General features: G+C 67.9%; 10 protein-coding genes and 1 pseudogene. 5 read left to right on the top strand and 6 right to left on the bottom strand.

Translation table 11 applies throughout. The features are described 5' to 3' along the window. Nucleotides 1–175, bottom strand: a pseudogene (locus PHX69_RS06875) (electron transfer flavoprotein subunit beta/FixA family protein); the annotation flags it as partial. A gap of 206 nt (nucleotides 176–381) precedes the next feature. Here PHX69_RS06875 and PHX69_RS06870 point away from each other — a divergent pair. After that, nucleotides 382–2,505, top strand: coding sequence for an FAD-dependent oxidoreductase (locus PHX69_RS06870; protein ID WP_288042998.1), 2,124 nt, complete (start codon nucleotides 382–384; stop codon nucleotides 2,503–2,505). A gap of 128 nt (nucleotides 2,506–2,633) precedes the next feature. On the opposite strand, the gene PHX69_RS06865 is transcribed toward PHX69_RS06870, so the two are convergent. Then, nucleotides 2,634–3,404: an SDR family NAD(P)-dependent oxidoreductase gene (locus tag PHX69_RS06865; protein WP_288042997.1), complete on the bottom strand. Its 771-nt coding sequence runs from the start codon at nucleotides 3,402–3,404 to the stop codon at nucleotides 2,634–2,636. A gap of 122 nt (nucleotides 3,405–3,526) precedes the next feature. Beyond that, entirely contained in the window at nucleotides 3,527–4,966 is a 1,440-nt protein-coding gene (locus PHX69_RS06860; protein ID WP_288042996.1) for a coniferyl aldehyde dehydrogenase, read from the bottom strand. A gap of 115 nt (nucleotides 4,967–5,081) precedes the next feature. On the opposite strand from PHX69_RS06860, the gene PHX69_RS06855 reads away from it, so the two are divergent. From PHX69_RS06855 to PHX69_RS06840, 4 genes are all read left to right on the top strand, one after another. Continuing rightward, the gene (locus tag PHX69_RS06855; protein WP_288042995.1) at nucleotides 5,082–6,425 is read left to right on the top strand and encodes a spinster family MFS transporter; all 1,344 of its coding nucleotides are present in this window, start codon (nucleotides 5,082–5,084) and stop codon (nucleotides 6,423–6,425) included. A gap of 50 nt (nucleotides 6,426–6,475) precedes the next feature. Then, nucleotides 6,476–7,315, top strand: a complete 840-nt coding sequence (locus tag PHX69_RS06850) for an SDR family oxidoreductase (protein ID WP_288042994.1) — start codon at nucleotides 6,476–6,478, stop codon at nucleotides 7,313–7,315. Continuing rightward, on the top strand, nucleotides 7,312–7,668 hold the full coding sequence (locus PHX69_RS06845; protein ID WP_288042992.1) for a hypothetical protein: 357 nt from the start codon (nucleotides 7,312–7,314) through the stop codon (nucleotides 7,666–7,668). Before PHX69_RS06850 ends, PHX69_RS06845 begins: the two co-directional genes overlap by 4 nt. Nucleotides 7,669–7,855: 187 nt before the next feature. Then, the gene (locus tag PHX69_RS06840) at nucleotides 7,856–8,980 is read left to right on the top strand and encodes a 3-ketosteroid-9-alpha-monooxygenase, oxygenase component (protein WP_288042991.1); all 1,125 of its coding nucleotides are present in this window, start codon (nucleotides 7,856–7,858) and stop codon (nucleotides 8,978–8,980) included. Between the two features lie 116 nt (nucleotides 8,981–9,096). On the opposite strand, the gene PHX69_RS06835 is transcribed toward PHX69_RS06840, so the two are convergent. The 3 genes from PHX69_RS06835 to PHX69_RS06825 form a co-directional block, all read right to left on the bottom strand. Next, nucleotides 9,097–9,921: an EthD domain-containing protein gene (locus PHX69_RS06835; RefSeq protein WP_288042990.1), complete on the bottom strand. Its 825-nt coding sequence runs from the start codon at nucleotides 9,919–9,921 to the stop codon at nucleotides 9,097–9,099. 25 nt (nucleotides 9,922–9,946) lie between these two features. Next, the gene (locus tag PHX69_RS06830) at nucleotides 9,947–11,236 is read right to left on the bottom strand and encodes an MFS transporter (RefSeq protein WP_288042989.1); all 1,290 of its coding nucleotides are present in this window, start codon (nucleotides 11,234–11,236) and stop codon (nucleotides 9,947–9,949) included. Nucleotides 11,237–11,248: 12 nt separating this feature from the next. Then, the coding region (locus tag PHX69_RS06825; protein ID WP_288042988.1) for an MFS transporter at nucleotides 11,249–12,355 on the bottom strand (1,107 nt) is incomplete at its 5' end.

The following is a 12,355-nucleotide window of genomic DNA, read 5'->3' as shown; positions in this document are numbered from 1 at the left end:
TGACCTCGGTGGCCACGCCTTTTTCTTTCAGGCGCACGGCCTCTTCGACGGCGATTTCGTCAAAGGGGTTCATGCTCATCTTGACGTTGGCGATGTCCACACCCGTGTTGTCCGATTTGACGCGGACTTTCACGTTGTAGTCCACCACGCGCTTGACGGGAACGAGAATTTTCATTTTTCAGCCTTCTGGTTGGAGCCTTCTGGAGGCGTCTGGAGACAACATATCGCCTGCCACTGTGGCGAAAAAAAAGCGCTCAGGATGCGTCCAAATGGACGATGTTGGTTGCAGGGGATTTCCCACAATCGACCCCATCCACCCTGGGGTGCGTGTGCGCGCCCGGGGCTTGCTGACGGCTTTTACAACCCACCCGGATTTTGACCATGGCCACCTCCTACGCCCCCTTGCTGCAACCCGGCCAGATTGGCTCGCTGCACCTGAAAAACCGCATCGCCCTGGCCCCCATGGGCGAGAACTTCGGCGGCCTGGACGGCCATGCCACCGAAAAAACCCAGGCCTACTACGAAGCGCGCGCACGCGGCGGCGCGGGCCTGGTCATCCTGGGCACGACCGCCGTGTCGTGGCCCAGCGGCACCAGCGAGCCACACCAGCTGGGCATCTCCAGCGACGACTTCATTCCCACCCTGGCGCAGGTGGTGCGCCGCGTGCAGGCGCAGGGTGCCAAGGTGGCCATCCAGATCAACCACAGCGGCAAAGTGGCGGCCAACGACCGTGCCCACGGGCGCGAGATGTGGGTGCCCTCGGTGCCGCCGGAGCTGCCGCCCAGCGCCGCCATGCGCACCATCACGCCCAAAGAGCTGTCCACCTTCGTGGGCGTGGGCCCCCATCCGGACCGCTACCGTGTGCTGGACGAGGCCGACATTGCGCAAGTGATCGAGTGGTATGCCGCCGCCGCCGTGCGCGCGCAGCAGGCGGGCTTTGATGCCGTGGAAGTGCATTGCGCACACAACTACCTGATTGCCGGTTTCCTCTCGCCCTACTTCAACCAACGCACTGATGGCTACGGCGGCAGCTACGAGAACCGCACCCGCTTGCTGCGCGAACTGCTGACCGAGGTGCGCCGCCGCGTCGGCCCCGACTACCCGCTGTGGGTGCGCCTGGATGCCGAGGAGATGCACACACCCGGCGGCATTGCGATGGAAGAGGCGCTGCAAACCGCCCGCCTGTGCGAGCAGCTCGGGGTGAACGCCATCAGCGTCTCGGCCTATGCGCGCCTGGTGCGGGGCAGCGACTTCACGGATGCGCCCATCCCCCAGCAAAGCGGCGCTTACCTGGCCTACGCCAAAGCCTTCAAGCGCGCGGTGGGCCTGCCCATCATCGTGGCCGGGCGCATCGAGCCCGAGGCCGGTGCCGCCGCCATCGACGCGGGCGAGGCCGACTTCATCGCCATGGGGCGCAAGCTGCTGGCCGACCCGGAATTGCCTAACAAGCTGATCGCTGGCCAGCCCCAGGCCATCCGCCCCTGCATTTACTGCTACGCTTGCGTGAGCGAGATTTTTGTCAACCGGGGCATCAAATGCGCCGTGAACGCGCGCACCGGCCACGAGTTGGAGGCGCCCATCGTGCCCGCCACCACCCCCGGCCATGTGCTGGTGGTGGGCGGCGGCCCCGCCGGCATGGAAGCAGCGCGCGTGGCCGCCCTGCGCGGCCACCGCGTCACGCTGGTTGAGCGCAGCGACCGCCTGGGCGGCACCTTGTTCTTTGCCGCGCTGGCCTATCCGGAAAACGGCAAGCTGCTGGACTACCTGGTCGGGCAGATCAAGCAATCGTCCATTGCGGTGCAGCTGTCCACCGAGGCCGATGCCGCCCTGGTCGCGCGCTTGAAACCCGACACCATCGTCGTGGCCACCGGTGCCCGCCGCGCCGCGCCCGCCATTGCGGGCGCCGAACAAAAGCACGTCTGGAGCGGCGATGAACTGCGTCGCCTGATGACCAGCGACCGCGCCGACGAGATCGCCAGGGCCAAGCTCAGCCTGACCGAGCGCACCCTGTTCAAGGCGGGCGGCATGCTGCGCGTGACCGACAGCACGCAGGCGCTGCAAAGCCTGTCCAAGCTGTGGATGCCGCTGGGCAAGCAGGTGGTCATCGTCGGCGGCGGGCTGGTCGGGCTGGAGCTGGCCGAGTTTTTGCTGGCCCGGGGCCGCCAGGTGACGGTGCTGGAGCCCGGCACCCACCCCGGCCCGGAGCTGCCCATCGTGCGCCGCTGGCGCGTGGTCGAGGCCGTCACGGCGCACGGCACGCTCAAGCTCAAGGCCACGGTGCGTGCAATCACCCGCGACGCGGTGCTGTGGCAAGACGCCAAAGGCGCCGAACAGAGCACGCCCGCCGATTCGGTGGTGCTGGCCATCGGCGCCGAGGCCGACGACCGCGTGGCCACCGCGCTGGCCGCCTGCGGCGTGCCGGTGCACCGCATTGGCGACTGCGCCGGTGTGAACTACATCGAGGGCGCCATGCACGACGGCAACCGGGTCGGGCGCAGCGTGTGAGCCAGTGAATGGGAGGGGGGCTGGAGGCACCCCTGTTTTAGTGGTGTTTTTGGCCTCCAGCGCTTGTGGGATAAGCGCCAGTAGCTATTAAATAAATAGCTGCCAGCGCCTGCTGGCGGGTGTGCAGATCAGAAGTTGGGCGCTTCCACGCCGCCATCCACGCCCAAAATCTTGCCGGTGATCCAGCCCGCTGCGGGCGAGACCAGGAACAGCGCCGCGTTGGCGATGTCCTCGGGCTGGCCCATGCGGGCCAGGGGCGTGGTTTTGCGCATGTTTTCCAGGCGCTCGGGGGTCAGCACCCGGCCCAGCGCCTCGGTCATGATGGTGCCGGGCTCAATGGCGTTGATGCGCACCAGCGGCGCAAAGTCTTGCGCCAGGTTGCGCGTCAGTTGGTTGAGCGCCGCCTTGGCCGCACCGTAGGCGCTGAAGTGCTTTTGCGCGTAGCGCGCCGCCACCGACGAGATGTTGACCACTGCGCCGCCGCCGGCGTCTTTCATCGCTTGCGCGGTTTTCTGGATCAAGAGGTAGGCGGGGGTGACGTTCCAGGCCAGCACGGCGCTCAATTCGGCGCCGCCCATTTTCACGGGGCTGTTGGGGCCAGAGCCGCCCGCGTTGTTGATGAGGATGGTCACTTTGCCCAGCTCGGCCACGGTGCGCGCTACCAGTGTGTCCAGGGCGGCTTCGTCGCTGACGTCACCGGCCACTGTGATAGCGCGCTGGCCCAGGGCGCGGATTTCAGCGGCCACGGTGTCCAGGTCGGCCTGGGTGCGGGCGGCCAGCGCCACGTCGGCACCGGCCCGGGCCAGCGCCAGGGCGCACGCGCGGCCAATGCCTTTGCCAGCGCCGGTAACGATGGCCACCTGGCCGTGCAGGGAGAAGGGGGAGGAAGAAGCGGTCATGTTCAGTGCCTGAAAAAGAAAAAACAGGAAGGCGTGGCAGCGCCCACCGACCCTGTCTGGTCAGGGGCAGGGTGCTGGCACAAGGGGGGCCAAGCCGGTAGCGCCCGCTTGGCGGGAAAAACTCAGGGCGTGATGGCGCCGCGCACCATCTGCGCAAACTGCTCGGTGTAGGGCGGCAACATGCCCCACTCGCGGCGCGGGTCATGGCTGCCCGCGCTGTAGATGCTGCGCGCGTGGCTGAATTCCAAAAAGCCTTCGTGGCCGTGGTAGTGGCCCATGCCCGAGGCACCCACGCCGCCAAAGGGCGCGTCGTGCAGCGCCGGGTGCATGACCACATCGTTGACCGATACCCCGCCCGACAGCGTGTGGTCCAGGACCCACTGCTGCTCGGTGGCGTCGCTGCCGAAGTAGTACAGCGCCAGGGGGCGCTCGCCCGCGTTGAGTTCGGCCACGGCGTCGCTCAGGGCGCGGTAGGTGCGCAGCACCAGGGCAGGGCCAAAAATTTCGTGCTGGGCGATCTCGCTGTCGGCGGGCGGGTTGACCACGATGCGCAGCGGCATGCGGCGCTGGGCTGCGCCCTCGGCGCTGGGCCAGTCGCCCGCCATGACCACGCGCGCGCCGCGCGCACCGGCATCGGCCACATAGGATTCGACGCGCGCAAAGTGCTGCGTGTTGACCACGGGCGTGACGTCGGGGTTGCCCGCAATGGTGGGGAACAGGCCGGCGTAGGCCGATTGCAGTGCCTCGATCAAAGCGTCGGCCTGGGTTTCATGCACCCATACCGTGTCGGGCGCAACGCAGAGCTGGCCCGAGTTCAGGCCCTTGCCCACGGCGATGCGCTCGGCGGCGTTGGCGATGTCGGCGCTCTGGCCCACCAGCACCGGCGATTTGCCGCCCAGCTCCAGCGTGACCGGCACCAGGTGCTCGGCGGCGGCCTGCATGATGCGTTTGCCCACGGCGGTCGAGCCGGTGAACACCAGGTGGTTCCAGGGCTGGCGCGAGAAATCGGCGGCCACGTCGGGGCCGCCGGTCACCACCGCCAGCTCTTCGGGGGCAAAAAATTCGGCCACGGCGCGCGCCAGCGCTTCGGCGGTGCGCGGCGCGATTTCGGAGGGCTTGAGCACCGCCCGGTTACCCGCCGCAAACACGCTCGCCAGCGGCGAGAGCAGGGTAAAGACCGGCGCATTCCAGGTGCCGATGATGCCGACCACGCCCTTGGGCTGGTACTTGACCCAGGCGGTGGCGCCAAAGTTGTCGAAGGGCGAGACGCTGGGGCGTGGCTGGTCGGGCATCCACTCGGTCAGGTGGTCGCGCGCGTGCTTGAGCGAGCCCAGTGACCCGGCCACGTCGTTCATCATCGAGAACACCGCCGCGCGGCCGCCGAAGTCTTCGCCCATGGCCTGGCACAGCGCGTCGCAGTGCTGCACCAGCATGTCGATGGCGCGTTGCAGGCGGGCCTGGCGGGTGGCCGCGCTGACCGGCCCTTCGGCGCGGAAGGCAGCTTGCTGCGCGGCAAGCAGCGCAGCGGTGGGTGTGGAGCAGGGGGCAAGGGAAGTGGTCATGCAGTCTCCGGGCGTATTTATGGATGGTTGTGGAGACATGCTAGCGGCCCCGGTTTTGTCTGGCTTAGTCTGAAAAGACGATGGCACACCAGCCTCTGCCCGGCGACCATGGGCCATGAACCTGCCCCACCACCCCCCGCGCGTGACCTGGCGCACGCACTTGAGCCTGGCGCTATTGGCGCTGGTCTATATTTTTTCTTTCATCGACCGCCAGGTCATTGCGATTTTGATTGAGCCCATCAAAACCGAGTTTGGCGCCAGCGATACGCAGATGGGGCTGCTCACCGGCCTGGCGTTTGGCCTGCTGTATGCCGCATTGGGCGTGCCGGTGGGCAAGCTGGCCGACCGCTACAACCGCCGCGCCATCGTGGCGGTGTGCTGCGGGTTGTGGAGCCTGGCCACCATGGCCTGCGGTTTTGCGAACCATTTCTGGCAGTTGCTGCTGGCACGCATGTCGGTGGCCATTGGCGAGGCGGGGGGCATGGCGCCGTCGATTTCGCTGGTGTCTGACCTGTACCCGCCCAAGCAGCGCTCGTTCATGATCAGCCTGTTCATGATGGGCCCCAACCTGGGCGTGCTGATTGGCCTGGCGCTGGGCGGCTGGATTGCACAGCACTATGGCTGGCGCGCCACGTTTATCTGGTTTGGCGCGCCGGGCGTGGTGCTGGCAGCGCTGGTGATGCTGCTGGTGCGCGAGCCGCGCCGGGGCGGCTTTGAGACAGCAGTGGCCCTGGCGCAGGTGCAGCAGCAGCCGACCGAGTCGCTGTGGACGCAGGTGCGCCGCTTGTTCGCCATCACCGCGTTTCGCCGCCTGGCGCTGGCGTGTGGGATGGCCGGTATCGCCGGTTATGGCTACGGTGTCTGGACGCCCAGCTTTCTGGTGCGCACGCACGGCCTGGGCATTGCCCAGGCGGGTTTGCTGTTTGGCGTGGCCAGCGGCGTGGGCGCCGTGGTCGGTGCCCTGTGCAGTGGCTGGCTGTGCGACCGGCTGGTGGCGCGCGATGTGCGCTGGCAACTGGGCCTGCCGCTGGTGGGCGTGGTGGCGGCCATTCCCTGCGCCGTTGCTTTCTTTCTCTGGCCCACCACGGGCGTCTGGCAGCTGGGCACCTTGGCGGTGCCGCACGCGCTGGCGTTTGCCATGGCGTTTGGCTTTTTTGCCAGCTGGTGGCCTTCGCTGTCGTACAGCGCTACCAGCCACATGGTGGGATCGAATGAGCGCAGCGTGGCAGCGGCTTTGCTGAATTTTTTCATCACGCTGTTTGGCGTGGGCGCCGGCCCGCTGGTAACGGGCGTGGTCAGCGACTTGCTGACCCCGGTGTTTGGCACGCAGGCGCTGCGCTGGTCGCTGGTGTGCGTGATGCTGCTGATGGTGCCCACGGCCTTGCTGCTGGCCACGGCGCTGAACCCCTACCGCACGCGGCTGGCACAGATGGTGCCGCCCGCCGTGCCCGCTGCCTGAGTGCCTCTGCGCCGGATGCGCCCCCACCCATTTTTTGAAAGGATGATGCGTTGACTACCCCGCTTGCCCCCGTTGTTTTCATTACCGGCGCCAGCCGTGGCATTGGTGCGGCCACTGCCGAGGCCTTTGGGCGCGCCGGTTGGCGCGTGGCCATTGCCGCGCGCACCCATGCAGATGGCCAGACGCTGGCCCACCAGTTGCGCCGCCCGGATGGGCAACTGCTCTCGGGCAGCCTGGCCACCACGGCCGCCGCTGTGCAGGCCAGTGGTGCCCAAGTGTTTGCCCACGCCATGGATTTGATGGACACGGCCTCGATGGATGCGGCGCTGGACGCGGTGCTGGCACATTTTGGCCGCATCGACTTGCTGGTCAACAACGCCGTTTACCAAGACCGCGAGAGCAACGCCATGCTGCTCGACCTGGAAGACGACGCCTTGCAACGCACGCTGCTGGGCAATGTGGTGGCGCCGTTCCATCTGGCGCGGCGGCTGCTGCCCACGCTGCTGGCGCAGGGCAGCGGCCAGATCATCAATGTGTGCTCGGGCGCCGGGCAGAACGACCCGCCGGTGGCCGCCAACCAGGGCGGCTGGGGCTTTGCCTACGGCGCTTCGAAGGCGGGCCTGGCGCGGCTGGCGGGCTGCATCAACCGTGAGCACGGCGCCCAGGGCGTGCGCGCTTTCAGCGTCAACCCCGGCCTGGTCACGACCGAGGCTGTGACCGCTACGCTGGGCGACGATGGCGCGCTGGCGCAGCGCTACGGTGCGGTGGCGCCCAGCGCCATTGCCGCCAGCCTGCTGTGGCTGGCCACCCACCCGGACGCTGCCGCCCTGGCGGGCAAGCCCAAGCTTATTGAGCTGCAAGCGCTGGTGCGCGAACACCAGCTGGCATGAGCCAGCCCCCGGACGGCCCACGCCCCCTGCTGTGGGCGCAGGCACCCTTGTCCAGCGCGCAGTGGCGCTGTCTGCGCGTGGTCAGCGAGGTGGGCGACGTGGCCCATGCCGCGCGCAAGCTGCACTGCTCGCAGGCGCTGCTGAAGGCGGCGCTGGCGGATTTGCAGGCCTGTGTGGGTGCGCAGCACCTGGCGCTGCGGGACGAGCGCGTGCAGCTCTCGCAGGCGCTGCAAGAGTGGATTCGCCAGCCAGCGTCCTGCCGTCCTGAACACGCCGCAGCGGGCCCAGGGGGCCGGGTGGCCTGCCCATCCCCAACGCAGGTGCTACCCGTACCGCCTGGGCCGGTACGGTAGCGCGGGCGCCGGTTGCCGCAGGCACTTCCCGCCTGCCGTGCTTTGTTCATCGTCCGAATGGGGTAGCAGGGCGTGCGGTTTGCGCTGCATCAGAGGCGGCGTGTCTATCGTCCAAACAGGGTATGTCAGCGGGCAAAGGCAAATCGATCATTGGCTTTTACCCACCACAACTCTGTCTGGAGACTTTATGGCCACTTCCAAAGATTACCGGTTGGGGGAATTCACCTTCCCCCGAGGCTGGTTCATGATTGCCGATGCCCAAGAGCTGAACACACACAAGCCCCTGGCGGTGCGTTTTTTTGGCAAGGACTTTGCGCTGTACCGGGGCCGTGCCACGGGTAAAGTGATTTTGCTGGACGCCTACTGCCCGCACATGAAGACGCACCTGGCAGCGCCCAACAACACCTCGTATGTGGTCATTGACGGCGGTGGCAGCAACGTCGAGGGCGACGGCATCCGCTGCCCCTACCACGCCTGGCGCTTTGGGGCCGACGGCAAGTGCGACGATATCCCCTACCACCAGGGCCCCATTCCGGCGGCTGCCTGCGTCAAGAGCTGGACAGTGGTCGAGAGCCTGGGCGCCATCTGGGTCTGGCACGACCCCGAAGGCGGCGAGCCCGAGTGGGCGCACCCCAGCCTGCCGCAATGGGACGACCCCAGCTGGGTGCGCGGCCACTGGGACCACCTGGGCATGCTGAACCAGCACCCCCAGGAGGTCGTGGACAACATCGTGGATTACGGCCACCTCAGCCCCATCCATGGCTCCACCGTCGAGCGCTACGAGAACGAGTTCAAGGGCCACAACGCCATCCAGCGCCAGTGCGGTGGTCACCGCACGCTGGTGGGCTCTGATCCGGCCAACAGCACCTTGTACACCGATACCGTCTACCACGGCCCCGGCGTGCTGATCTCCATGCTGACGGGTATGTTCGAGACGGCGCTGCTGATCATGCACACGCCGGTCGATGACGGCAGCGTCAAGGTCTGGCACTCGCTGATCGTCAAGTCGCCCGGGGGCAATGCACAGGTCAACACGTCTGATCTGGTGGCCGCACGCCAGTTTCAGGAGTCGAGCCGCCTGGCGTTTGCCCAGGACTTCGAGGTCTGGACGAACAAGGCACCGTGCCTGAACGGCCTGTTCATTCCCAGCGACGGCCCTTTCATGAAGGCGCGCATTTGGTACAAGCAGTTCTACAACCCGCGTGCCAAGAAGAGCGAGTACCTGGAGCAATGCGAAGGCTTGTACGTGCCCCGCGGCGCGACGCCGTACAGTGAGCGCGGTGCCGCCGCCATGGCCGAAGCCGCCGCCTGATTTTTTCGGCCTGATGCCGTCCCAGGGTGCGCACCAGCACCCTGGCACAGCACTCCCCGTTCCCGCCTTGGGCTGCAGTCTGTCTGCCGCTCACAGGCGGGTTTTTTATGGGGCGATCAAGGCCGCTGGTGCGTGACCTGGGTGAACATGAATACCGACTGTGTCAGGTCCACCAGCACGCTGTACGGCGCGGGCAGTTGGCAGCGCAGATCACGCACTTTGCTGCGCATATCTGGCGCGCCATTGGCGTTGCCATTGCGGCTGTCGGCAAAGGCGGCGCGGGCCGCGTTGGCGCTGTCAAACCACCACTCGGCAATGGCGTCGTAGTCGTAGCCCTCGGGCGGCGTTTGCACAACGTGGTTGTGTACCACGCGCCGGGCGTTGTCCAGTGCCGGCGCGCTGAGCCAAGCGTCTTGGGGGCCATTGTTCCAGGCCGTATCAAAAGCGCTTTTGCTCACGCCAGGGTTGCGGCGCAAAAAGCCAAACACCCCCACCGGGCTGGCGGGCCCATCGCGCAGCACCTGCTCGCGGCAGACCAGCGTGAAATCGCGCACATAGGTGGAGAACACGCGCGGTTCGTCGGGCCGCATGATGGCCAGCGTTTCGGGGTCGTTCCAGAGGTCGGTGGCCACGGCCAGGTCGCGCAGTTGCAGCAGGTTGACGCCGTCGTAATCGGTGCTGGCGCCGGGCAGGCCGCCGTCTTCACCGTGGTCGCGCAGCCGCGCGCATTGCGTGACGCCCAGCACCTTGTCCTGCACATTGCGGCACTGGCGGCCCAGCGCCGAATGCTCGCGCCAGGCCTGGGCGAAATCGCCTGCGGCCAGGGCGGGGTTGCGCCGGGCCAGGTAAATCATTCTCCAGTGCGCCGGGGTGCTTTCTTCCGGCAGGGGCGCGGGTGGTTGTGGGGTGGTGGTTGCGCTGGCGGTGTCGGGTGATGGCATGGTCGTGCTTTCGTGGCGAGGGGGGTCAGTGCGGCGCAGGGGACAGGGCAGCGCGGTGGGCGGCCGGGTAGGCGCGCAGGGCGTAGCCAAACGCCAGCATGGCGGGCAGCAGCATGCACACCACCACGGCCAGCGCGTAGCGCAGGCCATCGCCACCCGTGCGCAGGTGGATCAGGTCACTGAGCCAGCCCGTAAAGATCGGTCCCACGCCATTGCCGACGATGGCCCCCGACAGCAGCACCATGGCGCTGGCCGTGGCCCTGCGCTGTGCGGGCACGACCAGACTGAGTGCGGCATAGGTCGGCGCCACCCACCAGGGCATGAAAAAAGCAAATGCCACCACCAGCACTGCCGCTGGCACCAGCGCCCCGGCGGGGAGCAGCAAATAGGCCAGCGCGCACGGCAGCGCCAGGCCCAGGCCCAGCACCGGAACGCCCAGTTGCCAGCGCAGATCGCGGCGCGCCAGGCGGTCGGTCAGGCTGCCCGCCGCCAGACTGCCCAGCACCGACAGCAAGGCCGCAGCGCCGGAGATCCAGCCTGCGTGTTGCAGCGACAGGCCGTGGCGCCGCACCAGCAGGGCGGTGTTCCAGGCACCAAACGAGTAGCCCGCCAAGAGCGCGCAGGCGGCGCCCACGATCAGCCAGCGCGTCACCGGCTGGGCCCACACGGCGGCCACGGCGCCCTGGCGCGGCGCACCCGCGCTGGCCTGTGCGGCGTGTGCCGCCAGCGCGCGCAGGGGCTCGCGCACGCTCCAGCGCAGCAGCAGCGCCAGCAGCAGCGCGCCGCAGCCGCCCACCACCACCGTGGTGCGCCAGCCATAGTGCTCGGCCAGCCACGAGCCCAGCACCAGCGCCATCAGGGCGCCCACGCTGCCGCCCGTGCTGAACACGCTCATGGCGCGCGAGCGCTGCTCTGGCGGGTACAGGTCGGCCAGCATCGACATCGACGCCGGGCTGCCCCCTGCGTCACTGACGGCGCTGCCCGCGCGCGTGAACATCAGCGACCAAAACCCCGTCGAGATGCCCCCCAGCGCCGCCAGCAGGCCCCCCGCACCACGGCACCAGGCGACCAGGCTGCGCCGTTCATGGCGGTCGGCTAGGCGGCCCAGCGGCACGCCCAGCAGGCCAAACGTCAGCGCAAAACCCAGCCCCGTGACCAGGCCGATTTGCAGGTCGGACAGGCCAAACTCCAGCTTCACCGGCTGGATCAGCACGGCCAGGATTTGCCGGTCCATGAAAGCCACTGCCGACATCAGCGTCAGCAGGGCCAGGGTGTAGCTGCGCCGGGGCAGGGATTCAGAAATGGCTGCGCTCACGGCACGGCTCCTTCAATGTGCTGCCGCAGGGGGCGGAGCGGGGACCAGCCGCTCGGCGGCGTAAGGCTTGACTGTCCAGGCAAAGGCCAGCATGCCGAGAAAAAAGCAGCTGCCGGTGGTGGCGGCCAGCGCCCAGCGCAGCGCCTCGTTGCCAAATTGCGGCACCAGGAAATCGCTCAATGCACCCACCAGCAGCGGGCCAAACCCGCCACCCACCATGGTGATGCCCAGGTTGAAAATCGCCAGTCCGGCAGAGCGGCGGTGCGCCGGAATCAGTTCGGCCAGCACCGCATACACCGGCGCCGTCCACCACACGGCGGTGAAGCCAAACAGCACGTAAAACGCCAGCGCGCGCGGCACCAGCAGGGTGCCCACTTGCCAGGCATCGCCCGCAGGCATCATGAAAAACGCCAGCCCCGACGGCACCGACAGCAAGCAGCCCAGCAGCGGCACGCCGATGCGCCAGCGCGCATCGCGCTTGCCCAGCTTGTCGCTCAGCCAGCCGCTGGTCAGCGCGCCCAGCGCCGCCGCCAGGCCACCGACCAGGCCCATCACAATGCCCGCGCCTTGCAGCGACATGCCGTGCGAGCGCACCAGAAAGGCCGGTGTCCAGATGCCAATGCCATAGCCGGTAAAGCCCATCAGCAGGCACGCCAGGGTGATGCGCACAAAGGCGCGCGATGCCCACAGGTCGCGCAGCAGCACGCGCATGGGTTCTGCCGTGGCCCCGGCGGGGGCGCTGGCGGCGCTGTCCCATTGGCCCCGGCGCGGCTCGACGGTCGTAAAGCGCAGCAGCAGCGCCGCCAGCACGCCCGGAACCGACATCCAGATGAAAGCAGCACGCCAGCCGTGGTGCTGGGCAATCCAGCCACCCAGGGTCAGCCCGAACAAAATGCCCAGTTGCGGGCCCAGCATGTACACGCTCATGGCGCGCCCGCGCTGCTGCGGCGGGTAGTGGTCGGCGATCATGGAGATCGACGGCGAGCCGCCCCCGGCCTCGCCCACCGCCACGCCCACGCGCGCCAGCGCCAGCGTCCAGAACCCTGTGGCCATGCCGCACAGCGCCGTCATGGCGCTCCAGGCGGCGCAGCAGTAGGCGACGAAGTTGCGCCGGTTGGC

It is taken from the genome of Simplicispira sp., from assembly GCF_028687295.1.
GTDB classification, from domain to species: Bacteria; Pseudomonadota; Gammaproteobacteria; order Burkholderiales; family Burkholderiaceae_C; genus Simplicispira; species Simplicispira metamorpha.
This window is presented reverse-complemented; position numbering and strand designations above follow the sequence as displayed.

Coding starts and splice junctions, on each gene's coding strand:
- PHX69_RS06870 (WP_288042998.1), top strand. CDS start 382: ATGGCCACCTCCTACGCCCCCTTGCTGCAACCCGGCCAGATTGGCTCG.
- PHX69_RS06835 (WP_288042990.1), bottom strand. CDS start 9,921: ATGCCATCACCCGACACCGCCAGCGCAACCACCACCCCACAACCACCC.
- PHX69_RS06845 (WP_288042992.1), top strand. CDS start 7,312: ATGAGCCAGCCCCCGGACGGCCCACGCCCCCTGCTGTGGGCGCAGGCA.
- PHX69_RS06840 (WP_288042991.1), top strand. CDS start 7,856: ATGGCCACTTCCAAAGATTACCGGTTGGGGGAATTCACCTTCCCCCGA.
- PHX69_RS06855 (WP_288042995.1), top strand. CDS start 5,082: ATGAACCTGCCCCACCACCCCCCGCGCGTGACCTGGCGCACGCACTTG.
- PHX69_RS06865 (WP_288042997.1), bottom strand. CDS start 3,404: ATGACCGCTTCTTCCTCCCCCTTCTCCCTGCACGGCCAGGTGGCCATC.
- PHX69_RS06860 (WP_288042996.1), bottom strand. CDS start 4,966: ATGACCACTTCCCTTGCCCCCTGCTCCACACCCACCGCTGCGCTGCTT.